Source organism: Sunxiuqinia sp. sy24, assembly GCF_052677165.1.
The window spans coordinates 80,687-106,618 of the sequence record NZ_JBQYLH010000011.1 but is presented as its reverse complement, the minus strand read 5'-3'; the positions used below and the strand labels follow the sequence as shown (position 1 = coordinate 106,618).

Below are 25,932 nucleotides of genomic sequence, written 5' to 3'. Positions count from 1 at the left end.
TATCAGATTTCGTTTAAAAATAGGAAAAAATAAAATAGAAGCTATCGACTGGTATCGAATAATGCTGAAAAACACCTTCTTAGTTAAGAGCTAAAGGAAGGGTTTCAATTGGGTAATAATTGAACAAGTCTTGCTGTGGCCATTCCTTGACCCGAGAGGTAAGCGTATTCATAAACCGGCTGATTTCAGAGGAAAAACGAGAGCCTTTCCAGCTGCTGGTATTCGAAAGAAAAACCCAACTGACTCCATCTTTCTGCCGTTTAAGCATTGCTACAGAACCTGCCATACTTCCTGTTCGTGCCCAATTGCCGTAATCGGTGGTTGCCCGCCAACCCAAAGGTCCCTGGGCGTAGGTATTATCAGTCATTTCTAAAATCGAACTGTCTTTCAAAATATCACGAACTTCTTCATGGCCGTCAATTAAAACCAATAAACGCGCCAGCTCGACCGATGAACAGATCCACCCGCCGGCAGCACCTAACAGCTCTATGGGGTTTCCACCGTCTGATTTGGGTACCTTGATTCCTGTTCCTTTGTATGCAAATATCTGCAGACTTCCACGTTGCTCAAAATAATCGACCTCATTGGGATATTTATATTCAAAATTGCTTCGACCAATATGCATATCAACGATTCCGTTTGGAATTAAGACTTCATCGCGCACAAAGTCTTCATAGCTTTTGCCGCTTATGGCTGAAATGACTTCACCCAGAAACATGTACCCCATGTTGGAATAGGATACTCGTGTACCTGGAGCGAAAGCAAGTCGCCGGCTGGCAATATATTTTGAATAGGTGTTCATTGTTGCCGGAGGCGAATCGCCTACGATATCGGCGATGCTTAACGAATGAAAAGCTGGGTCGCCATAGCGTTGCGACCAGCCCCCTGAATGAGCCAACAGGTTTCGAACGGTTATATTGTAAAGCTTTTTATCGCGAACATCTTTAAAATAGTGATTATCTAAAATGGCTCCCGGACCAAATACCTGATCCGAAAGCGACAAGCGACTATCCTCCACCAGCTTCATAATTGCAATTGCTGTTAATAATTTAGAGACACTGGCTACGCGGAAAAGACTGCCTGGCTGCACATCATTATCCAGCTTGTCGGCTTTTCCAAATCCTTGCGCATAAACCAGCTTTTCATTCTTAATAACAGCAACTGATACTCCTTTGAGTTCCCAGCGCTGAATGAAGCGTTTGACTTGTTTATCAATGTATTTTGAATATTCAAAATCAGAAAGTCCATTCTTGATGCGGTAATTCAGTCCTTTGATTTCAAGTTCATAATAAGCTGGAATTTGTTTTTGCCTGTTGATTCTTTTCGATCCATAGGACAAAACAAACAGAACGACTAATACCGTATATTTCAAGTATTTCATATTTCACAAACGTGAATTTCCATTATTTTAGATTTGTAAACTACCAGTAAGCTTGCTAGCAGACTGAATACCATTAGTTTCCATGTAGGCCTGAATGCCAGATACAATCTGAACAGGAATTGTTGGGTCGATAAAAATAGCTGTTCCAACTTCCACGGCAGAAGCGCCAGCAATCATGAATTCAATCGCGTCGGTTGCATTCATGATTCCCCCCATACCAATAATCGGAACCTTTACTGCCTGGTAAACCTGCCACACCATTCGCAGGGCAATAGGTTTAATAGCCGGACCTGAAAGTCCTCCTGTAATTGTTGATAATACCGGCTTCCGGCTATTCGCATCCACAGCCATCCCTAAGAGCGTATTAACCAGAGACACGGCATCAGCTCCTTGACCTTCAACCGCTTTCGCGATTTCGGCAATATTGGTAACATTAGGCGACAGTTTGACGATCATCGGCTTGTCATAAGCCTTACGAACCGCACGCACAACGGCCTCCGCCGAGGGGCAGCTAACGCCAAAAGCCATTCCGCCCTCTTTAACGTTCGGACAGCTAATATTCAATTCAATGGCCGGAATTTTATCCAATTCATTGATTTTTTCTGTTAATTCAACATACTCCTCAATAGTTGATCCATTGACGTTTACAATGAATTGACTGTCGATATCTTTTATATTAGGATATATATTCTGGATAAAATTTTCTACTCCCTTGTTTTGTAAACCAACGGCATTAAGCATGCCTGAAGGCGTTTCAGCCATTCTGGGATAGTCATTTCCTTCGCGGGGCTTCAGCGTGGTTCCTTTCATTACAATCCCGCCAAGTTTCGACAAATCCATAAAATCAGCGATCTCTTCTCCAAAACCGCAAGTTCCGGAGGCTGTTAAAACCGGATTTTTAAACTTCAAATCTTTTATACGAACACTTAAATCTACCATGTCAGCTTATTAATATTAAATACCGGTCCTTCGGTGCATACACATTTATTACCCTCTTTTGTTTTTTCTACACAGCACAGACAAACGCCAAATCCGCAAGCCATCATATTCTCCAACGACGCTTCACAAAAGATATTTTTAGCCGCAGCCTCTTTGGCCACCGCCTTCATCATTAGGTCTGGTCCACATGTGTAAACTTTATCGAATGAATTTAATTCCTGACTAAAAACAGGATGGTGCGTAACAAATCCTTTTTCGCCCAGAGTACCGTCTTCCGTTGTAAAGTAGTAGTTCCCAAAGGTTTTGTATGCGCTAATGTCAATGTGGTCTCTCTGACTTCTTGCTCCAAGTATAACATGCACGTTTTCGGGCTTTAAACCGCATATTTTGGCTAAAAACAGCATGGGGGCTACGCCGCTGCCACCGCCAATCATAAGTACCCGATCATTCGCATCCGGAAGTGTGAAATTGCTTCCCAATGGGAATATAACACTGACTTTATCGCCGGGTTGGTAGGTCGTCAAGACTTTAGATCCCCGACCTAAGATTTTTACCAGTAACGAAAAGGTATTCTTTTCATAGTCAATATCCAGTACCGAAAAGGGCCTTCTCAGAAAGATTTCTGTCGCTTTCTTAATCTCAACATTGACAAATTGCCCGGGGAAAATCTGCGGCAATTTAGTCGGTGATTGAAGTACTAGCTTGAAATTATCATGATTCAATTGGATGTTATCAACCAGAAGTAGTTCCTGAACCGTCTTTTTCATGTGTTTGTAATATTTGTTTTTAAAAAGTAACACATGTCACTCGCCATTATAAAAACCTGCCAATCGTATTCGCCTTTGGCATGGCTCGTTTCACAGATACATAATATGCGCGCAAAGATAGCCAGAAAAATTTATTTTGAAGGGCCGTATTCTTTAAAAGTTTGATCGGTATAAAACACAACAATTCGCTCAACTTCCTTTGTTTTTTGTTGCTCGGGAATACGGTTGTCAAAAGAAATTGGCATAGAGAAACTTGGACTGGCTTCTTTGGGCTCATCAACGGCTGCAGGCATGGGTTCTTCCTTTTTAGGTGTCTCCTGAAACAATTGCTGCTGCCCAGCTTGCTCAGGAAGAGCAGTATCTTCCTGAGCAAGCATGCTACCGGTTCCCATTATTAACCACTTTGCATCAATTTCAGGATAAGTTTCCAGCAGTTTAGCGATAAACTGAAAACTTGGCTTATTACGCCCATGAAGCACATGTGTAACATTGGATCGTTGAACACCGATCGTGTCAGCCAATACCGAAGCGGTGATATTTTTATAATCCATAAAACGCTGTATCCTGCTATTCATAAATGAGAATTATAGTTTGTTACAAAACTAATCTTTTTACGCTAAATCCAAAACAAAAACAACTCGTTTTTAATTCTTATTTGTAACTTAAAAGAGTGTCCGTGCACCTTGCCATCGATATATGCATTAATGTCAAGGTTTAAGTAAAACCTATATTGATCTGACTATTAGGCATCAATGAACCAGAAAGGTCCTTGTTTAGTGTATTTTTAAGCAACGAGTTAAGTCGAGCAATAATAAGCTTTAGGTGATCAATTGTTAGTCACTGGCTATTAGTGCATTAATGTCGGGAGATACCTTTGCCGACCAATTAGTCGACCCCCTCTCCACTTGTATGTGAATAGTAAATTTAGAAGACATCAGAACTTAATTATCTTGTTAATTTCACTACCTGTATTGATTTACATATGAACATTGCTCAGCACTGGCGCTGTATTACACATGTAAACCGACTGAAGTACGCTAAATTTTAATCTGGAGAAAAGATAGTGACTCCTCGATTACTTATATTTTTTCAGTTAGTTTGAGGTCGATCCAGTAATTGTGCTTCTAGACTGTATGCTATATAAAAAATCAAGCTTTATCGTTGTGCAGGTTACTTTTTCTGTGATAGATTCCCGATGTTACTTTAAATACGCAATTCTCAGGAGCCTTAAAATAGCGAAAGGAGCTAGTAAGTAGCTATAAAATAGACGTGTAAATCTATTCGGAAACGAGTTTATTTATAGTATTCAATAACTAAACTAGAAGATTTCTGCATTTTTAAGTGCTTTTACCTTTCATATGCTATTTATTTCTGATGCGATGCATTAATTTTGAAAATTCATTCCCAGCGTTATCTTTTTTCCAATAGCTTGTTTAATTTCGCTTGCATCAATTTTCCGATTGGTTTGTTATTCTGAAACTAAAAAATCATTTCATGCGTGGAATTCCCGGTTCTGGTGTATTTATCTTTTTTGGTCTGGTGTTTATGATCGAACTAGTGGCATTTTTTGCCATCAGGCAACTTTTGTCCCACCCCAAAGTCAAACGAAAATTAAGTTACGGCTACTGGCTAATGAGTGCCGTATTGTTTGGGATCTTGGCGTCTGGCTTTTTGAATCCGGAAAAAATAAGAGAAGCATCGAACTACCAGTTCTTCTATTTTGTTATTTCTGTTTCATTTTTTAACCTGATTCCAAAGCTGCTGTTATCAGTAGCCTTCGTTTTGTCGTTGCTTTTTAGGTTATTCAAGGCCCGCTACTACGCCCGGGTGATGCTCATGAGCACCCTGATTTTAAGCTTTGGTGTTATGCTATCAATTGGTTATGGTATTGTGTTTGGGCGAAAGTCATTGCGGGTCATCGAGCAGGAAGTCCACTTAGAAGATCTTCCCAAATCACTAGATAAAACTGTTGTGGTTCAATTATCTGATATTCATCTGGGGAGTTTCGAAAATGATGATTTTTTGAAAAGGACAACCAATACGATTAATCAGTTCAGCCCTGATTTAATTTTATTTACTGGTGATATGGTAAATAATTATGCCAAAGAAATGAATGGTTTTGAGGATGAATTTGCGGAGATGAATGCGGCCTATGGGAAGTTTGCCATTTTGGGAAACCACGACTATGGAGACTACACCAACTGGAAAAATGAATTAGATAAAAATTCGAATCATCTGGCTTTGATGCAGAAGATTGAAGCTGCTGGTTTCCGTTTACTGCTGAATGAATCGGCAGAAGTGGTTAAGAACAATAAGCTGATTGAGATTATTGGCGTTGAAAATTGGGGGCACCCTCCTTTTCCTCAATACGCTGATTTGGATCTTGCGATGAAAGATACAACTTCAGAATCGTTTAAAATATTACTCACGCATGATCCGGCACATTGGGGGAAAAAGGTGGTTCGTGAAATCCCTGTTTCGCTTACACTATCCGGACACACGCATGCTGCCCAATCGGGGGTTCAATTGGCAGGCATCGAATTTAGCCTCATGTATTTTGTTCAACAATACTGGGGTGGTTTGTATCAGCAGGATCATCAATTCTTATACGTCAACCGCGGCCTGGGCTGTGTTGGACTGCTGGGGCGTATTGAAATGGCTCCGGAACTGACGGTGCTCACCTTGCGGTCAAAGTGAATTGAGGTTAACAGAGAATAACATTTGCAAATAAAAGTTCTGCGAGTCAGGCATAAACGCACAGCGAACACCGACCGATACTGGGGATATCAAACGTAAAAAGTGGCCATCACCCATCAGCTCAACGCCAAGAGATTTCATTTCGGCTGAATATCGCGCTGCAATCTCTCCTTCATTAGAATAGATATTGCCTTTTGCCTGACTATAGTCGAAAAAGATGGATGCTCTTAGTCGCTTTAAATAGAGCAATCGCCCCAGACTCCAGTCCGGATAAAACAGAGGCATAACATAATCGATACCTGCTGTATACAGCTCATTATTCTGAAAGCTATTGTAACCTCTGGGAAAACGGACAATGTTGCCAAAGGCAGCTGAAGTGCCTGACTTTTTATGTTGATAACCATTGTAGATTTTGACCCCGTGATTATTCAGTAATCCCGGGAAAAAAAGGTAACTTTCAATCGCCGATAAACTTCCGATATCATCGCCCCCGTTTAATCCATCACGATAAGTCAGATCGACTATTTGCGCCCAGCGAGGCTGCAAATCCATTTCGGAGCGGGCAATCGCATTCTGCAAATACAATTGATAGCTTAACGAATGATAGTAGCCCTCATAAAATCCATCCGGCGTAGTGCTGGTATGCGAGATCCTTTGGTAAGAATATTCTATTCCCGGACGGATATACTGGCTGTATTTACCTTGACTAAACTGCAAAGGGATAAACACATTGCCCTCAAAGCCAAGTTCTTTCCATTCAATGTTCTGCCTTACCGTATCATTTACTGTTGTATATCCGGTGGGCGTTGGAACAGAGACTTGTTTGATCACATTAAAATCAGCATTTCTTGTCCCTGAAGTCAGCTCTAAATCAATAACTGGGAAAAATCCGGAATATTGAAACCCCAGGATGTATTTACCGGCTTCTTCTTCCCAGTTGTATTCATAGCCTAAGCGAGTTTCGGCAGTTCCTAATTTGTTTTGCGAAAACAGCGAAATGCCGGGCTTAACTTCTGTGTTGGCGACATCAATATAAACCGGAGCCCAACTGTGAAAGTTGAAAATATGTGCCAGCTTACTGTATTTTGTACTCGGATAGTTCGTTTCTTCTTGGTTGTCAAAGTCAAGCACCTTCCCTTCTTGCTTCGCCAATGCTTCGGCCAATTCATATTTTTCAGGTTGAATTTCGGCTAAAGATTTTTGGAGGCTATTGCTTTTACTCAAACTTACTAATTGATAGCCGTCAGCAGTATAATTGCTAAACAGAATTTCGTTTTTGAATAGACCCGGGTAATCTGCTCCAAAAGGCACTGAGCTTAGCTGCTCGGTTTTTCCGGTAGCGATTCGATAAGCATAGATATTGTCAATTCCTGTAAATGAGCCCGTAAAGTAAACGGCTCCATCCTCAAAATAAGGATTTCTGATTTCATGAAAACCCCCTTCGACTAGCGTGGTTACTTCACCAGTAGTAAGTTGAAGCGAGGCAAGCGATTTGCCGCTGGATGTTAATTTTACAAAATAGAGTTTCTCTCCTTGACTATCCCAACAAGGTGTAAAAAGAAACGGATTGCCTGGCAAGCCATATTGCTGAATCCGATTGCCACTAATCAAATCGAAAACTGATAAAGAGTACTGGTTGGTTTTATCAACTTCAACGGCTGCAAAACGAAGTTGCTTGAGCGAAATCTTTGGGCTGAACAATTTGTTTTCGTAACGAAATTCCTGCTTTTTTTGGTTATCCATATTGTACACCACAATCACGGATCGATCGGCATGAGTCCATCGTACATCAGGACGACGTTCGGACCAAATTAGCATGTTTTTTTCACCGGAGAATGACTCTTGGAAAATTTGCCCCGGTGTTGTTATCACCTGTTCATGGCCGGAAACGATTTTCACAATCCGATTCAGGTCAGCACGGCTTTGCTTGTATGCAATTATGGTGGAATCATTCAGCGCATATGCTTGAGTATATTGAGTCGGAAATTTGAATTGTTGCGTTAATTGCTGAACCGGAGTTTGCTTCAGTTGATCGACTTCGCTTGTCCATTCTGATTTGTAATCCGTAAACAGTTTTTGATACATCTTTTTCTGAGTCAAGCCGGTCTCTCGTTTCAAAACCCGATTTACCGGATTAATCGAGAGTGGCTTTCGAGCAATTTCTTCCAAAACATTGGACCAAACCTGGGCGCCATATTCCTGCCTGACTCCGCCGACCATCCAATAGCCAAATTTATAGCGATTGGGGACAAAGTCCTTGTACGATCCCAGATAAGCTTTGTTGAATGAATAAAGGCCATTTTCTACTGCCTGTGCTTTATTTGCCATTAAGAAAGAAGACTTCCTTCCCCGTCCAGCCTGCGATAAAGCTGTTTCTGTTACCACAGCATCACCTTCAATAAACCAAAAAGGAAGGTAAGCCCCAACGGCAACTGCTGCCGCCTGTTCGCCAAATAGAATCGGCAAGATATTGGGAAGTTCCTGTTGAATTTTATCCATTTGTACCACATGCCGGAACTCATGAATGGCTAATTGCTCCAACCAATCCTGAGCGTAAATTGCCTGATGTGGCGTAGTGAAAAGTTCGACCCGCTTGGGCGACCAGGCCACCAGTCCGTTGGATTTGACGGTATGCGTGTGTAAAATAACGGATATCTTTCTGGGAGGATGCTCCAGTGTGCGATAACCAAATTCATAAACCTTCTCAAAAATGGATGCGACCTGCTGCGCCTTCGTTTCATAGTCTTCCGGATAAATCAATTGAAAATGCATCGTATTGATTTGGCGCCATTGAATTCTGGCAGGCTCCTGCCCTGTTGAAAAATACTGCGAATACCCCGTCAATGGGATGATTGAGGAAATGATCAGAAGAGTTTGAAAGCACCACTTTATCCGAGAGTTTAATTTCATCTAGTGTGATATTTATTTTTTGAAGCAGGATTCTATTTATACAAAAGCTAACGACCTTTGTTCAAAATAGAATTCAGGATAAGCACCACCATTGGATTTCGGTGCTTCGTACATAATGGATTAAAGATAAAAAAAGCAGGGAAATTTGCCCGACATGTACTTGAATATTTTTCTTGTTTACTCCATGTAGCTTTCCTCTAGGTTTAAGGCTACCTGTAAATTGATGCGAAAGATGAATTGATCCTAGCGAACCGCGGAAACACACCAAAAGTGAATAGTGAGAGTCCAATGAATAAAAATGAAAAATGTGCAATTGGCATTTCAAAAATTAGCTTATCCTGAATGAAGCTGTCAACCTAAAATTACTTCTTCGGAGTCTGCCCATTGAGAACCTGCTTGTGCTTGTAGTGGGTAATTTAATACTTTTTTCAGCTCAAAGAAAGAAGGAGAATGGGGCAATCGGCCATCAAATTACAGCTTATTTTTCTTGCGATAATCTCCTGTACTGCACGATTTATGGTCTCTTCGCGTTGCTCGACTATCTATAGTCATCTTGCCTTGATTCCCGCCTATCTTCATTTCATAACATGAGGGGCATCATTTTCCGAATCGGAAGAAGAAAGCTTTGAGCAATTTTACAAGCGCTTTGAAATTCCAAAACGAAAGTGAAACCCAGGGTGCAATTAACCAATCTGCTTCGGGATAAAATCAACATGACTTCCTCAAAAAAAACAGGGAATAATATTAATTCGCTTAACGATATAACAGTAAAAATAGCCAAATGATTCCTGGCATTTAGTTCGCAATTTTGTCGTAAGAGTGTTAAATTTGGAGACCTATAAAATTTAGATTTTGGAAATTTACGTTAATTCAAAATATGGTTTCGAGCTATTCATGCTTTCTGTGCTGCTGGCTGCAGCCTTTAGCTTCATTCTTTATCGAAAATCAAAACAAAACTCTCCGCTTAGTTCGCAACAAATTTATGGCTTAAGCGCTTTGCGTTTTCTGTCCGTTTTTCTATTGTCTTCTTTGTTTTTACAATTGGCTGTTCAGCATCTAAAACACCGTCAATACAAGCCCAGACTGATTATTGGAATTGACAATTCCGAATCGTTACGCCCGTTCCAGAATGATTTAGTTTCGGTGATCAATCAATTGAAGAGTGACCTGAACTCATATTCACCTGAATTTCTTTTGTTTGATAGTGAAACAGCGCACAATTCAGCACCAGACTTTACTGGAAAAAGATCTGATTACAGCAATTTGCTGACTGAAATCAATCAAAGTTATCTTCCGTCCGATATTGGGGCGCTCTTACTATTGGGGGACGGAATTTTCAACGCCGGAGCTGATCCTGTCTTTGTCTCTGAATCCATTAATTATCCGATTTATACCATCGGTTTTGGCGACACCACCATTCATGCAGATGCTGCTATCCGAAAAGTGACAACGAATTCAACCGTCTTTTTGGATGATTATTTTGCCGTTGAAATTGACCTTCGCTTTACAAAGGCTGCCGGGCAAATGGTAAAACTGGTTATTGAAGAATCTGACGAGATCCTCTATTCAAGGGCTATTCGCGTACAACCTGACCCGTATTTCCTCACAGAAAACCTAAGTCTAAAGCCCACGAAAGAAGGAATTGTAAGATACTCTGTTCGGCTTGAAGAAGTGAATGGAGAACAAAATTTAGCGAATAATACCTTTGACTTTTCTGTTGATGTGATTTCTGAAAAACAACGAATCTTGTTTTTAGCTCATGGACCGCATCCGGATATCGGTGCGTTAATGAACGCACTGGAAGACAAATCGAGCTATGAAATGGAGGTGATCACCAATCCGAATGATAAACTGGATTTCACTAATTATGATCTGGTCGTTGTTCATCAATGGCCTGATGCCACTCAGAGGTCTGTTTCCTTTGTTGAGAAACTGATAGAAAGTGGACGTCCGGCTTTGTTTATTTTGGGGCAAAAAACAGCTGTTCCCGGGTTCAATCAACTTAAAACGGGTTTGGAGTTTCTACAGGGCAATAGCTTCGAACAGGCTACACCGCTTATCAGTAATCAGTTTAACTTATTTCGTTTCAATCCTTCACAAATGCGGGATCTGGAAACCTTCCCTCCTTTGCTGGTGCCATTTGGTGAGGTTGTTTTGCATCCGAGCTTGGAAATATTTGCCAATCAGGCTATTCAATCTATTGAAACAGAGCGGCCTTTAATTGCTTTTGGGCGTATTGATGGACACAAAAGAGGGTTTATTGCAGGAGAAGGTTTATGGCGTTGGCGCATTCATAATTACTTGAAAAATGGTTCGCACCGCAACTTTGATCAGTGGATTCAAAAAGCGATACATTATTTGATTCTGAAAAGGAACGAAGATAATTTCAATCTTTTTTGGGAAACGGAATATGCAGAAGATGAGCCGATTATTATCCACGCCGAGTTGTTTAATGAAAGCTTTGAGCTGGATAACTCAGCAGACATCCACATGGAGATTGCAGCGAGAAGCGGACAAGAATTCGAAGTTGTTTTTGATCGAATGAACGATAAATACCAACTAAATATGGGGTGTCTTCCTGTGGGTGAATACAAATTTACTGCTCATACCTTTCTTGGAGAGAAGGAGTATGAAGAATCGGGTAATTTCACGGTCAATCCCATTCAAATAGAGCTGGTTAATACAGACGCTAATTTTAAGTCCTTAGCTCAAATGGCACGAAAAACAGGGGGAAACTTCTATTTATCTCAGCAGGTGAATGAATTGGTTAAGCAGTTAAATAAACAGGAAAGTTTGAACAGTAAAGAAATTGAACTGCAGGCCTATCAGGAACTGCTCTCCGTGAAATGGATCTTCTTTATCATCCTATTTTTATTAGCTTTGGAATGGTTTTTGAGAAAATTTTGGGGCATTTACTAATGATGGAATAACAATATGAAAATCAATAGATTCTATAAGCTTACTGTTTTGTTTGCTAGTATCCTGCTTTTGGGTTCTTGTGCAACAAGTTTGAAAACAGTTTATATTGAGGTGGCCAAGCCATCAGAGTTTTTACTACCCAATGACATTGTTAGCCTGACTTTGATGAACCGGAGTCTGACTGATGAGTTTGGTAATTACCCGGCAGACAGTCTGCAAAACTATTTTTACCGCCGTGCTTTTAATGTAGATGCCGCTGTTTTGGACAGCGCAGCTTCTGATACCACCCTAAAAGTTTTAGCAGACTTGCTTTTTGAATCCGGCCGATATGATGTGGTCATTCCTGAAAAGCGAAATATACCGCGTAGCGAGATCTACTATAAAGTTTTACCGCCTTTGGATTGGGATTATGTCACCGAAGTGTGTGAGACCTATCAAACCGATGCTTTGCTGGTTCTGGAGCGTTATACCAACAAAATCATGACCGATTATATGCTAGGTCCAGGTCCATATTCGAATTTTCACCTGGCCTCCATCGATTCAAAATACGATGCAGTTGTGAAGGTCTACGATCCTTCACGCGAAGAAATTCTAATCCAGCTTTTGGTGGGAGACACCATATTTTGGGAGGAGCAGGACTATTCATCCAAAAATTTATTCACCAACCAGTTGGTTCCAGTAAAACAGGCTTTGATTGAAACCGGAATTCAGGTAGCACTTGAACTGGACGCCAAGCTGGCACCTCAATGGCAAACCCAGGCACGAAATTATTTTGTTCTGAAAGAAGCCGATTCAGCCTTATTGGAATCAGCCATTCGGGAGAACAACTGGGGCAAAGCCTACGATCACTGGAAGTCAATTTTAAACCGCACAAGCAAAGCTTCTGATAAAAGCAAGCTGGAATATAATTTGGCTGTAGCCAGTGAAATGATTGGCAATTTGAATGAAGCCGCTGAATGGGCTACACAATCTTACCAAACACAATATCGCAGGCAAACGGAGCTATATTTATACCAACTGAAAAATCGAAAAAGAACGATTGATGAATTTAAAAAAATCCTTTCGGATTAGTTCTTATAACTAACCGGAGCCCTTTTAAGGGCCCGGATCATGAGATACAAACCGCCCAGGATAAACGGAATGCTTAACAACTGTCCCATATTTAGAGCCATTCCTGCCTCAAATGCTTCCTGATCTTCTTTGATGAATTCAATTAAGAAACGAGCAACGAAAATCATCACGAAAAACAGTCCTACAATAAATCCCTGGCGGTTACGCAATTCTGTTTTCCAATAGGTGTAAAGCATAACCCCAAACGTTACCAGATAAGCAAAAGCTTCGTACAACTGGGTAGGATGTTTAGCAACTGTTTCTCCGTTGCGTTCAAAAATTACGCCCCAAGGCAAGCTGGTTTGAATTCCATAGATTTCAGAATTCATCAGGTTACCCGTACGAATCAGAGCAGCCACTAAAGCAGTAGGAACCACTACCCGATCCAAAACCCAGAAAACCGAGCGTTTGGACACTTTCTTGCTCCAAATTATTAAGGCAATAAAAATGCCGGCGGCACCGCCATGACTGGCGAGTCCACCGTGCCATACCTTCAGAATTTCTGCCGGATGCTGTGAATAATAGTCCCAACCATAGAAGAAAACATGTCCGAGTCGGGCACCAACAATAGTGGCAACAATCATATAGATAAAAAGACTCTCCAGCCATTCCGGATTAATCTTTTCAAACTTAAACATGCGTTCTGCCTGGTAATACCCCGATAAAAATCCAAAGGCAAACAATAAGCCGTACCATCGGATCGATAAAGGACCTAAGCTAAAAATTTCAGGATCTACATTCCAGTGAATAAAGGCTAAAAATTCCATGTAATTTTATTTTATTCCGCGTTTTTGCCGTGACAGCTTTTGTATTTTTTACCGCTACCACATGGGCATAAATCATTACGTCCTACTTTTTTCTCCACGCGCACTGGTTGTACTTTGGGCTGCTCTTTTCGCTCTTGTCCGCCACCCCTGGAAGTACCGCCAGGCATATCTGATTTCTGAGTAGAATATTTGCTCATATCGGTGCGCTTAGTGGCTTCAGCTTCGCGAACCTGGCTTGGGTCCGAAATAGGAATATGACCTTTCATCAGGGTCGAAACCACATCTTTATTTACTTTTTGAACCATCAACTTAAATAAGTTAAAAGACTCAAATTTGTAAATCAGCAGCGGATCTTTTTGCTCGTAAGTGGCATTTTGAACGGATTGTTTCAAGTCGTCCATTTCGCGCAGCTGCTCTTTCCATGATTCATCGATGGTAGAAAGAACGATCTGCTTTTGGTACGATTTCACCAGCTCTTTGCCTTGATTGTTGTATGCTTTCTCGAGGTTAGTAATAATCTGGAAGACGCGTTTTCCATCTGAAATTGGGACAACAATATTTTGATAGATATGCGATTTTCCTTCGTAAACATCTTTAATAACCGGATAAGCCTGCTTTGAAATAGTTTCTACTTTACGGCTAAAGGTTTGAATCATGACCTGGTAAATCTGATCAATGATTTCCTCTGGCTTCAGTCGGGCAAAATCGTCAGCAGAAACTGGCGATTCGATGGACATCAGACGCACCAACTCCAGGTTAAAATCTTCAAATTGCTCGCTTCCGTAATATTCATTCACCAGATTTTCTAGTGAATCATACATCATATTCAGTAAGTCGACCTCCAGACGTTCGCCAAATAAGGCATGGTAACGTTTTTTGTAGATCACTTCACGCTGCGAGTTCATCACATCATCGTATTCCAGCAAGCGTTTCCGAATTCCAAAGTTGTTCTCTTCTACTTTTCGCTGTGCACGTTCAATGGATTTGGTGATCATGGAATGTTGAATCACTTCCCCTTCTTCCAGTCCCAGGCGGTCCATAATGCCTGTTATTCGGTCTGAATTAAAGAGACGCATCAAATCATCTTCCAGCGAAACAAAAAATTGTGAGCTACCGGGGTCTCCCTGACGTCCGGAACGACCACGCAGCTGACGGTCAACACGACGAGAGTCGTGACGCTCGGTACCAATGATGGCTAAACCACCGCGTTCTTTCACTTCTTTAGTCAGCTTGATATCGGTACCACGACCAGCCATGTTAGTGGCAATGGTAACCATTCCGGCAGCACCGGCATCAGCTACAATATCAGCCTCGCGAGCGTGCATTTTGGCGTTCAGTACATTGTGTTTGATTCCTCGAATCTTCAACATTCGGCTCAGTAGTTCTGAAATTTCAACCGAAGTTGTACCAACCAAAACGGGTCTTCCATGTTTGTTTAGTTCAACAATCTCCTGAATGACGGCATTATACTTTTCACGTTTTGTTTTGTATACCAAGTCCTCCCGGTCATCGCGAACAATTGGACGATTGGTAGGAATAACAACAACTTCCAGTTTATAAATGTCCCAGAATTCTCCTGCTTCCGTTTCGGCCGTACCGGTCATACCACTTAATTTGTGGTACATCCTGAAGTAATTTTGCAGCGTAACGGTCGCGAAAGTTTGTGTTGCAGCCTCTACCTTTACGCGCTCTTTGGCTTCAATAGCCTGGTGTAAACCATCGGAATAACGGCGGCCTTCCATGATACGACCAGTCTGCTCATCAACGATTTTTACTTTATTATCAATGACTACATACTCCACGTCTTTCTCAAACATGGCATAAGCTTTCAGCAATTGATTAATCGTGTGAACGCGTTCTGATTTTACAGCATAATTCTGTAGTAACTGATCTTTTTTATCGAGCTGCTCTTCCTTACTTAACGATGCATCGTTTTGGATTTCGGCAATCATACCGCCCATATCCGGCAAGATGAAGAATTCCTGATCATCGACATCAGAAGAGATTAAATCAATTCCTTTGTCGGTAAGTTCTACTGAATTTTGTTTTTCTTCAATAATGAAATATAACGGATCGGTTACCACATGCATATTTTTGCTGTTATCCTGCATGTAATAATTTTCCGTTTTTTGCATGGCTGCTTTAATTCCCTCTTCACTTAGGAATTTGATGATCGCCTTTGTTTTTGGCAATCCTTTATGAGCCCGAAGCAACAGCAAAGCGCCTTCTTCCTTCTCCTCTTTCGTAGGATTCTCTTTTGCCAACAGACGCTTAGCCTCTGTCAAACACTGCATAACAAAGTTTTTCTGGGCAGCGACAAGCTTTTCAACTTTTGGCATCAACTCATCAAACTTCTGAATATCTCCTTTGGGTATGGGGCCTGAAATAATCAAAGGCGTACGGGCATCATCAATTAAAACGGAGTCAACCTCATCGACAATGGTATAGTGATGTTTGCGCTGAACCAAATCCTGTGGATTGATGGCCATATTATCCCTCAGGTAATCAAACCCGAATTCATTATTTGTTCCGTAAGTAATGTCGGCATTATAGGCTTTTCTGCGAGCATCGGAGTTGGGACGGTGTTTGTCAATACAATCGATACTTAAACCGTGGAATTCAAATATTGGGCCCATCCACTCGGAGTCACGCTTGGACAGGTAGTCGTTCACGGTTACGACATGAACCCCCCTGCCGGCCAAGGCATTTAAGAAAATAGGTAAGGTAGCTACCAGCGTTTTTCCTTCACCGGTTCCCATCTCTGCAATTTTCCCTTGGTGAAGAACAACACCTCCAATAAGCTGCACATCGTAATGCACCATATCCCAGGTAACTTCAGATCCGCCAGCAATCCAGGTGTTTGACCAGATAGCTTTATCACCATCGATTTGAATGCTGTCACGTCCGGCAGCCAGTTCACGATCAAAATCAGTGGACTGAACCTCCAGTTGTTCATTTGCACTAAATTGGCGGGCCGTTTCTTTAACAACTGCAAAAGCTGTTGGTAAAATTTCATTCAGAACAGCTTCAATCTTTTCATTGATTTGTTCTTCTATTTTATCAATTTGCTGGTAGATTTTCTCACTTTCCTGAATTTCAACTTCTTCAACTCGTAGTTTCAGCGATTTGATTTCATCCATATCTGGCTGAATCCGATCCTGAATGATCTGCTTTAGCTGTTTGGACTCATCTCTTAACTCATCTATGGAAAGTTTTGAAATTCGCTCGTATTCAATCTTTATTTGCTCAATAATTGGGGTGATTTCACGAATATCGCGATCCGATTTATTGCCCAAGAATTTGCCTAAAATTTTATTTACAAATGCCATTATCTAAAATTTCTTATATTTTAACATGAACGGACACAAAAGTAGTTAATCTGTGCTAGTTTATATATTTGTGTGTTGTTTTTTTTCAATAATAATCGTGCCATTCGGCGATTTGAGTAAATTTGCGCCATAATAACATACCTTGTTAGGTAAACTGCCAATACAACAGGTATTAGCGGGATGAATGGGACAAATTAGTAGTTTTGTGGCTCGAAATATAAGAAAGGACAGGCATGAATGATTTCTCTACCCGATGTTTTGTATGTCAAAAAACAATTGATCCTCAAGGATCAAAACACAACAAAGAACTGAACTTACCGGTGTGCGATTTATGTGAAGAATCAGATCAGGAACGGGAAGCAATTCAGAAATTAACCGATGAGTTGGCTGATGGCTTTGTTTGTGGTTGCATCTAAAAGAAAAAGCTGCTCCTGGGGGGAAGCAGCTTTCGAATTGATGCTGTTTTTATAAAAAAACTAATTCAGAAGATGTTGGTAGCTAGGATTAATCAGATCTGGCAAATAGGAAGCTATTAAGCCAAGAGCCTGATCATTTGTAACCTGGTTGGGCGTCAATATGCGTTGTCGATCCAACTCTTTTTCATTAAGTACACTGGTTACAAGTTCCTCTGGAATTTCGCTGTATTTTGCTTTAACCCGCGAAGCTCCAAATCCATTTTTGCAGCACACATAAGAGACTTCGAAATGCTCGCTGCGCACGACGTAGTTTTTTGATCGTTTGTTTTGATGCAAGGTAATGATGATTGGTGTTTCGTTGTGGTCATAAGATAAGACCCAAGCTTTATCTGCAGTAGCAGATAGATCCTGATTGGCTACGGGGATGATGTCGTAATCGCTAAATGTCCGATCAATCTCTGTTGCTTGACTTGCAAAAGTTATCAGACAAAATACGAATGCTGTAATTCCTGTAATAATTTTGTTTTTCATGACTGTGGATTTAATCGTTAAAATTGTTTCTGTTCTAATTTTAGAGATCCTCAAAACCTCCATGTTTTCTGCTTGTTTAACTAATAGACGATCAAAAAAATAAAAAATTACACCTTGCCCCCCTCTTATTGGTTGGCTTTCGACAAACAACGATATTTTGGGGGTGAACGATTAAAAACCGTCAACAAAAAAGCAGAAATAATTTTCTGAAAAAATCCGGTTGTATTACTAAATGCCAAAATTATGCAGCTAAGCCAGAAAGTGAATATCCCGATTTGTAGATCAGAAAATCATACTTTAAATTGAATTCTAAGAAAGAAGAGGAAGGAATCAAGCCTATAGGTAGGTTTGTTTAAATTTTAATGCAGAAGGAATGAATGTTTAGAAAGCCAAAGTCATCACCAGCCAAATGGTTGACTTTGGTTGCTAATGCTAAAACCTCCACCAATTTTAAATTTTTCCGACACTCTATATTCCAGAAACATCGATGCTCCCCGAAGACTCATGTCTTTTAATGACGGATTGTCCGGTAGCGGGCTGAAAATAGAATTTCCCACGAAACTGTTTCCTCCCAAGGTCAGTTTGTCGCTTAATTGGTAGTGGGCTTGATTCGTAATTGAAAGCGCATTGGCAAATGGATTAAGAAATGGCATTCCATTGGAAATGCTTAACGTTTTCATGCTCGAAAACGCATCAAAGTCAATAATAAGATCAGGTTGAAAATTCAATTCGGATTGAAGAAGGGTACTGTTTTCAGGAGCCAAGCTGCCAAAGGTAGAGTTTGGCGAAAAATTAAATAACTCCTGATACAAAAAATCAAATTCAGGATTTACTGTACCTACCCAAGCCGAATCGGCTTGGGCAGATGCAATAAATCCTGAGAGCACAAATAGAATTGGAAAAATAAGTCTCTTCATTCGATATTAATCTTGAACAAAAATAGAAAGATTTGACTCAACCAGACGTGCTATTCTGTTAATTTTCTTAAACAGCTAAAGGCGCCTCTCCTGAACTATTTTAATCACAAATAAATCGAATCATTTTTATTAGATCAACAAGCAAATAGCTTAAAGTTATTTCACAGTGCTTATAGAATTTTAAATCCTAGACTAATGACAAAGCTTTTACTTTTCAGGTCTGGTCCGGAATACAAATCACCAGAGCCGTTTTCCATGCGAACATCGAGCGTAAACATCATAACATCAACTCCCACTCCATATTGCCAAGCTAAAAAGTTATCCTCAAGCTTATCCTTATCAAAAACATCACTATTCAGTTCTTTCTTGGTAACAAAAGAAAAGACCGGCCCGGCATTGGCTCGCAATGCGATTGGACCTTTCTTGAGAAGGTTAAGACCGAGTAATACTGGCACATCTACCGTTTTCAGGTCGAATGAATTAATCATGCCATTTTCTTCCAAATCTCCTCCTTTAGAGCTAAAATAAGCCTCAGGCTGAACATAAATGCGACCAATATTGACCCGAGCAAAAGCTCCTGCGTGAAAATTACTAATACTTTCCTCGCTATATTGGGAAAGATCAGTTGACAATTTCGAGCTGGTGAAGCCCCCCTTTAATCCCAGATTTAAGGGCAATTGAGCTGCTGCCGGAAGTAAAAAGGACGTGAATAATAAGATAAATGCAAATTTTTTCATGATATAATAAATGTTTGGTTTAAATTCTAACGATTAGTAAGAACATTAATTGTTCTCAAAATTACAATATAATGACTGATCTATTGCAGAATTTATCCGTGAAACTACCGATCAGGCATTATTACAGCACCAAATCACATGCTTCTGGTGGCATCCAATGTTTATCTTTGCCATCCCATTTTACATGGCAGCCTATTGGATTGGTTACTGGGACTGATATCTTTTTCCCGGAAACAAGCTCATGAAGTGCAAGATCCAAATCATTCTTTGTCACACGAGAAGCATCCCTAGGAGAATCCACTCCCCTTCCTGTATAGACTAGCTGTCTACCCTGATCAAAAACATAAAAATGAGGCGTTCTCAGCGCACCGTATTCTTTTGCTATTTCCTGACTTTCATCACGCAAATACACCCAAGGAAATTGGTGAATTTGCATGCGTTCAACCATGTGGTCAAAATCATCTTCTTGGTACGTGTTATCACTGTTAGAGTTAATACCAACGAACTCAACTCCCTGGTGTTTATACTTATCTGCTGTGCTCCTTGTCATTTCGTCACTTCCCACAACATAGGGGCAATGATTGCAGGTGAAGAAAATTACGAGAAATTTAGCGGATTCAAAATCCTTCAAGCAATACTGTTTGCCATCGGTTGCCGGAAGCTTAAAATCTACTGCATGGGCGCCTATTTCAAGTGTAAAACTCATTATTTAATCTTTTGTGGGTTACTTTTAAAGGTAACAAGCAGAAGCTTAAACTTGTTGGGGCGAATTTTTGTTATTCACAAATTGACAGAAAAGCTGGTATTAAAAAAAACTAATTCGGAAATTATCTCGTATTGAATATCTAAAAAACATGATCCGTAATTTGGAAATTAGAAATATTTTTTTCTAGTTTGCCAATACAATACCTCCGGGTATCTTTTGAATGTAAGTTACTAATTTAAAGATCTGTAAAACGAAAATGAAATCGAAAAAAAGCTCCACAAAACAGCAAAAGCATTATGACTTTGAAGACATTGATTCAGGGAGCAAATCACCAAAGAGTGTAAAAAAAGAACGAGGCTCAAAACGCCGCTTGTCTATTTATGATGAATTTGATGATGAACTAGATTTTAATGACCTTAACTCAGACGATGACTTATACGATTAGATAATCCTCGGATACAATTAAATCCATATAATTTTAGTTAATTACGTTTAGCTTTTTTCTATTCAGAAAAGCTTTTAGGTTGTCCACCGCAATATTCATGAGGCGCTGGCGTGATTCTTTTGTGGCCCAGGCAATATGAGGCGTAATGTGACAATTCTTAGCCTCTAGCAATGGATTATCGGCAGCAGGAGGCTCCGTTGAAAGCACATCCAGGCCTGCTGCTGCAAGATGCCCTCGGTTCAGTGAATCAGCTAAATCCTGCTCGTTTATCAGTGGTCCGCGCCCGGTATTAATTAAGATCGAACCGGGTTTCATCAAAGCCAGTTTACTTTCATTAATGAAACCCGCGTTACTATCGGTTAACGGACAATTAAGGCTAACAATATCGGATTGTGTCAGTAATTCGTCTAATTGGCATTGAATAAATTCTTTTGGAACATCTGTTTTTACAGATCGGTTTTGAAATATTATTTTCATACCTAAGGCTGATCCAATAGCCGCAACCTTGCGCCCAATTTGTCCGAAGCCAACAATCCCCAGCGTCTTGCCACATAACTCAGCTTGAGGCGAAACACAAAAAGAAAAATCTTTGGACTTTACCCAGTCGCCTTGACTTACTGCCTTTGCATGAAGATGTACTTGGTTTGTAATATGGAGCAGATGAGCAAATACCATTTGAGCAACAGAATCGGTACTATAAGCAGGAATATTCGTGATCACAACTCCTGTTTTTCGAGTAGCCTCCAAATCAATTACGTTGTAACCAGTAGCCAGTACGCCAACATACTTCATTGCCGGACACGCTTTTAATACGGCCTCGTCAATCACCACCTTGTTGGTTAAAACAATTTCGGCATCACCGATACGTTCAACGGTTAAACTAGCTGGTGTGCGATCGTAAATTTCGCAATCACCAATTGCTTTTAATGCATTCCAACTTAAATCACCCGGATTTAGGGTATAGCCATCCAATACAACTATTTTCATTTCATTCATTTTTTTATCTGTCACCAAAGTAGTGAAATAAAGCTAAAAAAAGAACAAGATGAAAGGATTACAAGGGCTGATTGGGAGCAACAATGCGAGGATAAGACACCCTCATACTATCTAGTTCTGCTGGATAGATTGCAGGAGGTTTGCCTTCTTTTAACTTTTCAAGCATCAGACGGCCTGTTTTGCCTGCATCTTCCTGGCTAACAAAATCATAATTGCCAGCAACTGCAGGAATGGTGGGTTGATAGATAATAATTTGCTCATTTTTTTTGATGTGGTACCCCCACCCTTTTTCTGTTTTAAAAGTCTCGAGTTTTAAGACCGTCTTATCTTGACATCCAAGCAGTAATAATCCGCTATAAAGCATGATTATTACTGCTTGGAGCTTTGAAGATTTCAGCTTAGTCATATTCATTCATTTCCGAATTGGGCTCAAAACGCCAAATATCATCAAAATAATAACTGCTATTTCGTCCGGTAACCACATAGCCAATATTGTTTATGGTAAATCCTACAGCCTCGGTACGATCAGCCCCTCCGGTGCCTTCTTCACCCAATTCTGTTTTTTCATTCCATAAATCAGTCGCTGGGTTATATTCCCATACATCACCACCGGTAGTACTTCTACCTCCTGTTGTCAGGTAGCCTTTCCCATCCATAACAAAGGTTACCGCATTGGTTCGAACAAGGGTATAATCGTCATCAAAGTCTTGGTCGGTAGCGTCTGAAATATCGCGTAGTCTGGTCCAACTATCAGCATCCGGATCATATTTCCAGAAATCGTCTTCGTAGACTCCATTATCTATGCCTCCAAAAACATACCCCGTACCATCAATAACAAAAGCCATAGCGTCGCGACGTTTTGAACCACCGACACTTACTTTCTGACTCCAGCTATCTGCTGTCGGATCGTACTGGTAAAAATCCTTGAGGTAATTGCCGTCATAACCTGTTCCAACATAACCTTTTCCGTTGATGTCCATAGCAATAGCCCCATAGCGTGGTGACCCTGCGAAATCAGCAATTTGTGTCCAGGTATTACTAGCCGGATCAAAAGCATAAAAGTCATTCAGCTTATTGGTGCCATCATAGCCTGTACCAACATAAACTTTTCCATTTGCTCCAAAGCCAACCGCCCCGTTTCGAGCTGCCCCCGGAAAGTCAGCTTTTTGAATCCAATAGTCGTTAATCGGGTCATATTCCCATAAATCTGTTAACCGATCTTCTCCATCGTAGCCTGTACTGATATAACCTTTGTCCCCCAGGCTAATCCCGACCGCGTCGGATCTGGGGATTCCCTCAAAATCGGACAACTCAACCCAGTTGCCAACTAGATCCTCGTCTTCATCTTCTCCGCATGATGAAACAACTACTAGAATCGACATGGCGACACCTAATTTAATAACGAAGTTTAACCAACTCATTTCAGCTAATTTTTTTTTAATCATGGCTTAATTTTAATCTGTTTTGACGCCAAACTTAGACGGATTGGGTGGGTAAAAAAAAAATGATAGACCAGGACTTATTTATTGACTAGAAACAGGAATAATTTCCTGACCAACTATTGAAAGATCGATACAAAAAGACTATCTGTTAATAAATTTCAAACTTCTTAACACTACGTTTCCACTAAATCGATTATAACCGACTGGTGAACCTGCAAAAATCCCTCTAAGTCTAATATTGTTTTTAGAGCTCGGTCGAAATCATTGCTTTGCACAGCATAAAGCGCATATTCATGAATTCATTAATTCCTCAAAAATTTAGTTCCTATCACATGAAAAAATACATCCCATTTTTTATGATTTTAAATGTCTTTCTGCTCTCTTGCGAATCCGAAAACGGTGAGTTCGAGATTGGAGTAGACTTGGTAGAATCGAAAACAGAAGTTAGCATGGTGGATAGTTTTACCGTCCAATTGTCTACAGTCAAGTATGATTCGATACCAACCTCCGGAAACACGACAGCTCTGGTGGGGTATTTTAATAATGAAATTTCCGGACAAATTGAAGCCAGCAGTTATTTTAATTTTGATTTGAATACAGGGATTAATAACCTGGATAATGATGCGATTTTTGATTCGCTAACGATTCAAGTATATTACACTGATTATATGCTGGGAGACTCAAGCCTACAGCAGAATTTACAAGTTCACCGCTTGACAGAGGAACTGCAAATGCAAGAAGATGATTATTCGGAAGAATATCTATTTAACACCAATCAGTTTGCCTACGAATCAGAACCTCTTGGTGAGTTGAACTATTATCCACAAAAGCAACACGGCTATGAGGAGATACGCTTAACCGATGAACTTGGTCTGGAATTGATTCAACTAGGAAGAGATGAAGCTAGTGAGGTGCTGAACAATACTAATTTCAGTGCCTATTTAAAAGGATTTGTGTTAAAAGCAGATGAAAACTCCCCCAAGACTATTATTGGTTTTGCTACAGATTCTATCCGGATGGTGCTTTACACGCATCTTGACCAGCAATTTGAACAAGAGAAATCGTCGGAACTAGTATTTACTATGTCTTCAGAAAATACTCATTTTAATTCCATTCAGGCCGATCGCTCCAATACTTTATTTAGCACGCTGCTAAACGAGCGGGAAGAACTACCTTCAACGGCTTCGGATAATAAAAGTTTCATACAGGGAAGCGCTGGCGTGGTCATTCGACTTGACTTCCCATCGCTCAATGAACTGTACAAACTTGAAGACCGGATTTTGCTAAAGACCGAATTATATTTGTATCCAGCCATGGAAACGTTTAATGCCGATTTGCCAGAAGTATTACATTTCTATGAAACCGATAAAATAAATCAAATCAAGGACCTTGTAACCGACAACGAGAACGCGACCGTACAGGCTATCTTGGTTCTTGATGAATTGTATCCGGAGAATTCTTATTACGCGGCCGACATCACGACATTTCTATCGGAACAGCTTAACGGGAATTTCTATGACACTAACAATGGCTTGTTACTTACCGTTCCAAATGCTGATTTCCAGTCGCAAACCGATCACCTGATTCTGGAGGGTGAAAATTCCAGTCGCAAAAAACCTACTCTAAATTTCTATTTCCTGACTTATGAATAGTATGATGCATAACAATATCAAAAAACATTTGCTGATAGCGAGCAGCCTGATTCTATTGACATGTGCCACCTTTGCACAAAACAATACTAGTTCGCCTTACTCTATGTATGGATTAGGTGAACTGCGTTTTCAAAGTACCCCTCACAATTCGGCAATGGGAAATGCGGGAATTGGCATGCTATCCGACAACTTTCTGAATACGCTTAATCCTGCGTCTTACAGTGCTCTGGATAGTATGACTTTTGTTTTTGAAATGGGAGCTGATGGAAAAATATCGGATTACCAAAATAGCAATAAATCAGCATCTGCCACGAGGGCCAATTTTAGTTACCTGGCCATGGGCATGCACGTAAATAACTGGTTTTCCGCCGGATTTGGATTAAATCCATTTAGTTCTACCGGTTATGAAATCAATACCACTAGTTTGATTGAAGGCATTCAACAGGAATACCCCTTAAGCATTATGGGCTCGGGAGACATCAGTCGAGCTTACTTCTCGCTTTCAGTCATGCCACTGAAAAAACTATCTCTTGGAATGAAAACATCCTATCTTTTCGGAAATCAAGCACAGATGCAGTTTCATAATTTGATAGATCTGGGAAGCTCGTCAATAACCAATGAAACAACCGACTACTTTAATAACTTTTATTGGGAATTTGGAGTGCAATACCAAATTCAACTTAAAGCTAGCACACTGATGCTTGGCGCCATCTATAATCCAAGGCAAGAGATTCAAACTCGCCGGGTAAACACCACATCCAATTCGGCCGGAATTGTCTTGCAGTATGAAGAGGAATCGGATGGAGATTTTGTTATTCCGGAAGAAATTGGCATCGGCTTTTCGTGGAAGAAAGGGGATTATTTACTGGTTGCGATGGATGCCGGCATGCAGATGTGGTCTGATGAATCTTACGACATCAGCGGTGTTGATCTGAATAACAACCCCTATTTACATGGTGGTGTCGACTATTTACCATCCACTAGTTTGCGCGATGCTTATTATAAGAAAGTGAACTATCGCTTGGGATTTCAATATGCTAAATCCTACCTTAATTTAAGGGAAATTCAGTTGGACGAAATGGTATTTTCGTTTGGAGTTGGACTCCCTATTCGTAATCAAAAATCACGTATTGACCTGAGTTTTGAGCTTGGAAAAATTGGAACAACAAGCAAAAGCCTTATCCAGGAAAACTATCTCCGCTTCAGGCTGGGGTTCTCGCTTAAAGACACTTGGTTTACCCGCCCAAAATACAATTAACCACAAGCGACTT

The 25,932-nt window shown here is 40.5% G+C and carries 21 protein-coding genes; 7 read left to right on the top strand and 14 right to left on the bottom strand.

Features of this window, described 5'->3' with window-relative positions; all coding sequences use genetic code 11:
• Window positions 1-79 precede the first annotated feature (79 nt).
• The 4 genes from ACUNWA_RS11160 to ACUNWA_RS11145 form a co-directional block, all read right to left on the bottom strand.
• Entirely contained in the window at window positions 80-1,381 is a 1,302-nt protein-coding gene (locus ACUNWA_RS11160) for a serine hydrolase domain-containing protein (RefSeq protein ID WP_445591993.1), read from the bottom strand.
• A 27-nt stretch (window positions 1,382-1,408) separates the two neighbouring features.
• Window positions 1,409-2,320 (bottom strand): dihydroorotate dehydrogenase, encoded by a 912-nt coding sequence (locus ACUNWA_RS11155; protein WP_445591992.1) that lies wholly within the window; start codon window positions 2,318-2,320, stop codon window positions 1,409-1,411.
• Entirely contained in the window at window positions 2,314-3,087 is a 774-nt protein-coding gene (locus tag ACUNWA_RS11150) for a dihydroorotate dehydrogenase electron transfer subunit (protein ID WP_445591991.1), read from the bottom strand. Before ACUNWA_RS11150 ends, ACUNWA_RS11155 begins: the two co-directional genes overlap by 7 nt.
• Before the next feature lie 131 nt (window positions 3,088-3,218).
• Window positions 3,219-3,662, bottom strand: a complete 444-nt coding sequence (locus ACUNWA_RS11145) for a helix-turn-helix domain-containing protein (RefSeq protein ID WP_445591990.1) — start codon at window positions 3,660-3,662, stop codon at window positions 3,219-3,221.
• A gap of 919 nt (window positions 3,663-4,581) precedes the next feature.
• On the opposite strand from ACUNWA_RS11145, the gene ACUNWA_RS11140 reads away from it, so the two are divergent.
• Entirely contained in the window at window positions 4,582-5,784 is a 1,203-nt protein-coding gene (locus ACUNWA_RS11140; protein ID WP_445591989.1) for a metallophosphoesterase, read from the top strand.
• On the opposite strand, the gene ACUNWA_RS11135 is transcribed toward ACUNWA_RS11140, so the two are convergent.
• Window positions 5,776-8,694, bottom strand: coding sequence for a hypothetical protein (locus ACUNWA_RS11135; protein ID WP_445591988.1), 2,919 nt, complete (start codon window positions 8,692-8,694; stop codon window positions 5,776-5,778). The genes ACUNWA_RS11140 and ACUNWA_RS11135 overlap by 9 nt on opposite strands.
• Window positions 8,695-9,546: 852 nt before the next feature.
• On the opposite strand from ACUNWA_RS11135, the gene ACUNWA_RS11130 reads away from it, so the two are divergent.
• Both ACUNWA_RS11130 and ACUNWA_RS11125 read left to right on the top strand, forming a co-directional pair.
• Window positions 9,547-11,613: a hypothetical protein gene (locus ACUNWA_RS11130; protein WP_445591987.1), complete on the top strand. Its 2,067-nt coding sequence runs from the start codon at window positions 9,547-9,549 to the stop codon at window positions 11,611-11,613.
• Between the two features lie 15 nt (window positions 11,614-11,628).
• A complete protein-coding gene (locus tag ACUNWA_RS11125) occupies window positions 11,629-12,684 on the top strand; it encodes a DUF6340 family protein (RefSeq protein WP_445591986.1) in 1,056 nt (351 codons plus the stop codon).
• On the opposite strand, the gene lgt is transcribed toward ACUNWA_RS11125, so the two are convergent.
• Together lgt and secA are read right to left on the bottom strand one after the other, a co-directional pair.
• Window positions 12,681-13,490, bottom strand: coding sequence for a prolipoprotein diacylglyceryl transferase (gene lgt / locus ACUNWA_RS11120; protein ID WP_445591985.1), 810 nt, complete (start codon window positions 13,488-13,490; stop codon window positions 12,681-12,683). The genes ACUNWA_RS11125 and lgt overlap by 4 nt on opposite strands.
• 11 nt (window positions 13,491-13,501) lie before the next feature.
• Complete coding sequence (secA, locus tag ACUNWA_RS11115) at window positions 13,502-16,819, bottom strand: preprotein translocase subunit SecA (protein ID WP_445591984.1); 3,318 nt, start codon at window positions 16,817-16,819, stop codon at window positions 13,502-13,504.
• A gap of 233 nt (window positions 16,820-17,052) precedes the next feature.
• Here secA and ACUNWA_RS11110 point away from each other — a divergent pair, with 233 nt between their 5' ends.
• Window positions 17,053-17,235 (top strand): hypothetical protein, encoded by a 183-nt coding sequence (locus ACUNWA_RS11110; RefSeq protein WP_445591983.1) that lies wholly within the window; start codon window positions 17,053-17,055, stop codon window positions 17,233-17,235.
• Between the two features lie 60 nt (window positions 17,236-17,295).
• Here ACUNWA_RS11110 and ACUNWA_RS11105 read toward each other — a convergent pair whose 3' ends face one another.
• The 4 genes from ACUNWA_RS11105 to ACUNWA_RS11090 form a co-directional block, all read right to left on the bottom strand.
• Window positions 17,296-17,766 carry a hypothetical protein gene (locus ACUNWA_RS11105; protein WP_445591982.1) on the bottom strand — a complete coding sequence of 157 codons (471 nt, stop codon included), beginning with the start codon at window positions 17,764-17,766 and terminating at the stop codon, window positions 17,296-17,298.
• Between the two features lie 398 nt (window positions 17,767-18,164).
• Window positions 18,165-18,683 (bottom strand): hypothetical protein, encoded by a 519-nt coding sequence (locus ACUNWA_RS11100; protein WP_445591981.1) that lies wholly within the window; start codon window positions 18,681-18,683, stop codon window positions 18,165-18,167.
• A 170-nt stretch (window positions 18,684-18,853) separates the two neighbouring features.
• A complete protein-coding gene (locus ACUNWA_RS11095; RefSeq protein WP_445591980.1) occupies window positions 18,854-19,420 on the bottom strand; it encodes a porin family protein in 567 nt (188 codons plus the stop codon).
• Window positions 19,421-19,541: 121 nt separating this feature from the next.
• Window positions 19,542-20,126, bottom strand: a complete 585-nt coding sequence (locus ACUNWA_RS11090) for a thioredoxin family protein (RefSeq protein WP_445591979.1) — start codon at window positions 20,124-20,126, stop codon at window positions 19,542-19,544.
• Window positions 20,127-20,382: 256 nt separating this feature from the next.
• Here ACUNWA_RS11090 and ACUNWA_RS11085 point away from each other — a divergent pair, with 256 nt between their 5' ends.
• Window positions 20,383-20,571 (top strand): hypothetical protein, encoded by a 189-nt coding sequence (locus ACUNWA_RS11085; protein WP_445591978.1) that lies wholly within the window; start codon window positions 20,383-20,385, stop codon window positions 20,569-20,571.
• A gap of 33 nt (window positions 20,572-20,604) precedes the next feature.
• Here the strand turns inward: ACUNWA_RS11085 and ACUNWA_RS11080 are convergent, their stop codons facing one another.
• From ACUNWA_RS11080 to ACUNWA_RS11070, 3 genes are all read right to left on the bottom strand, one after another.
• Window positions 20,605-21,558: a D-2-hydroxyacid dehydrogenase gene (locus ACUNWA_RS11080; protein WP_445591977.1), complete on the bottom strand. Its 954-nt coding sequence runs from the start codon at window positions 21,556-21,558 to the stop codon at window positions 20,605-20,607.
• A 67-nt stretch (window positions 21,559-21,625) separates the two neighbouring features.
• Complete coding sequence (locus ACUNWA_RS11075; RefSeq protein WP_445591976.1) at window positions 21,626-21,973, bottom strand: DUF4907 domain-containing protein; 348 nt, start codon at window positions 21,971-21,973, stop codon at window positions 21,626-21,628.
• Entirely contained in the window at window positions 21,966-23,012 is a 1,047-nt protein-coding gene (locus ACUNWA_RS11070) for a Kelch repeat-containing protein (protein WP_445591975.1), read from the bottom strand. The genes ACUNWA_RS11075 and ACUNWA_RS11070 overlap by 8 nt, the downstream gene beginning before the upstream one ends.
• A 290-nt stretch (window positions 23,013-23,302) precedes the next feature.
• Between ACUNWA_RS11070 and ACUNWA_RS11065 the strand changes: the two genes are divergently transcribed.
• Window positions 23,303-24,661, top strand: a complete 1,359-nt coding sequence (locus tag ACUNWA_RS11065; RefSeq protein WP_445591974.1) for a DUF4270 family protein — start codon at window positions 23,303-23,305, stop codon at window positions 24,659-24,661.
• Complete coding sequence (locus ACUNWA_RS11060) at window positions 24,654-25,919, top strand: hypothetical protein (protein ID WP_445591973.1); 1,266 nt, start codon at window positions 24,654-24,656, stop codon at window positions 25,917-25,919. Before ACUNWA_RS11065 ends, ACUNWA_RS11060 begins: the two co-directional genes overlap by 8 nt.
• The last annotated feature ends 13 nt before the right edge of the window (window positions 25,920-25,932 follow it).

Coding starts and splice junctions, on each gene's coding strand:
- ACUNWA_RS11090 (WP_445591979.1), bottom strand. CDS start 20,126: ATGAGTTTTACACTTGAAATAGGCGCCCATGCAGTAGATTTTAAGCTT.
- ACUNWA_RS11105 (WP_445591982.1), bottom strand. CDS start 17,766: ATGAAAAACAAAATTATTACAGGAATTACAGCATTCGTATTTTGTCTG.
- ACUNWA_RS11110 (WP_445591983.1), top strand. CDS start 17,053: ATGAATGATTTCTCTACCCGATGTTTTGTATGTCAAAAAACAATTGAT.
- secA (WP_445591984.1), bottom strand. CDS start 16,819: ATGGCATTTGTAAATAAAATTTTAGGCAAATTCTTGGGCAATAAATCG.
- ACUNWA_RS11140 (WP_445591989.1), top strand. CDS start 4,582: ATGCGTGGAATTCCCGGTTCTGGTGTATTTATCTTTTTTGGTCTGGTG.
- lgt (WP_445591985.1), bottom strand. CDS start 13,490: ATGGAATTTTTAGCCTTTATTCACTGGAATGTAGATCCTGAAATTTTT.
- ACUNWA_RS11070 (WP_445591975.1), bottom strand. CDS start 23,012: ATGATTAAAAAAAAATTAGCTGAAATGAGTTGGTTAAACTTCGTTATT.
- ACUNWA_RS11060 (WP_445591973.1), top strand. CDS start 24,654: ATGAATAGTATGATGCATAACAATATCAAAAAACATTTGCTGATAGCG.
- ACUNWA_RS11065 (WP_445591974.1), top strand. CDS start 23,303: ATGAATTCATTAATTCCTCAAAAATTTAGTTCCTATCACATGAAAAAA.
- ACUNWA_RS11075 (WP_445591976.1), bottom strand. CDS start 21,973: ATGACTAAGCTGAAATCTTCAAAGCTCCAAGCAGTAATAATCATGCTT.
- ACUNWA_RS11080 (WP_445591977.1), bottom strand. CDS start 21,558: ATGAAAATAGTTGTATTGGATGGCTATACCCTAAATCCGGGTGATTTA.
- ACUNWA_RS11155 (WP_445591992.1), bottom strand. CDS start 2,320: ATGGTAGATTTAAGTGTTCGTATAAAAGATTTGAAGTTTAAAAATCCG.
- ACUNWA_RS11100 (WP_445591981.1), bottom strand. CDS start 18,683: ATGAAGAGACTTATTTTTCCAATTCTATTTGTGCTCTCAGGATTTATT.
- ACUNWA_RS11095 (WP_445591980.1), bottom strand. CDS start 19,420: ATGAAAAAATTTGCATTTATCTTATTATTCACGTCCTTTTTACTTCCG.
- ACUNWA_RS11150 (WP_445591991.1), bottom strand. CDS start 3,087: ATGAAAAAGACGGTTCAGGAACTACTTCTGGTTGATAACATCCAATTG.
- ACUNWA_RS11145 (WP_445591990.1), bottom strand. CDS start 3,662: ATGAATAGCAGGATACAGCGTTTTATGGATTATAAAAATATCACCGCT.
- ACUNWA_RS11160 (WP_445591993.1), bottom strand. CDS start 1,381: ATGAAATACTTGAAATATACGGTATTAGTCGTTCTGTTTGTTTTGTCC.
- ACUNWA_RS11125 (WP_445591986.1), top strand. CDS start 11,629: ATGAAAATCAATAGATTCTATAAGCTTACTGTTTTGTTTGCTAGTATC.
- ACUNWA_RS11085 (WP_445591978.1), top strand. CDS start 20,383: ATGAAATCGAAAAAAAGCTCCACAAAACAGCAAAAGCATTATGACTTT.
- ACUNWA_RS11135 (WP_445591988.1), bottom strand. CDS start 8,694: ATGAAATTAAACTCTCGGATAAAGTGGTGCTTTCAAACTCTTCTGATC.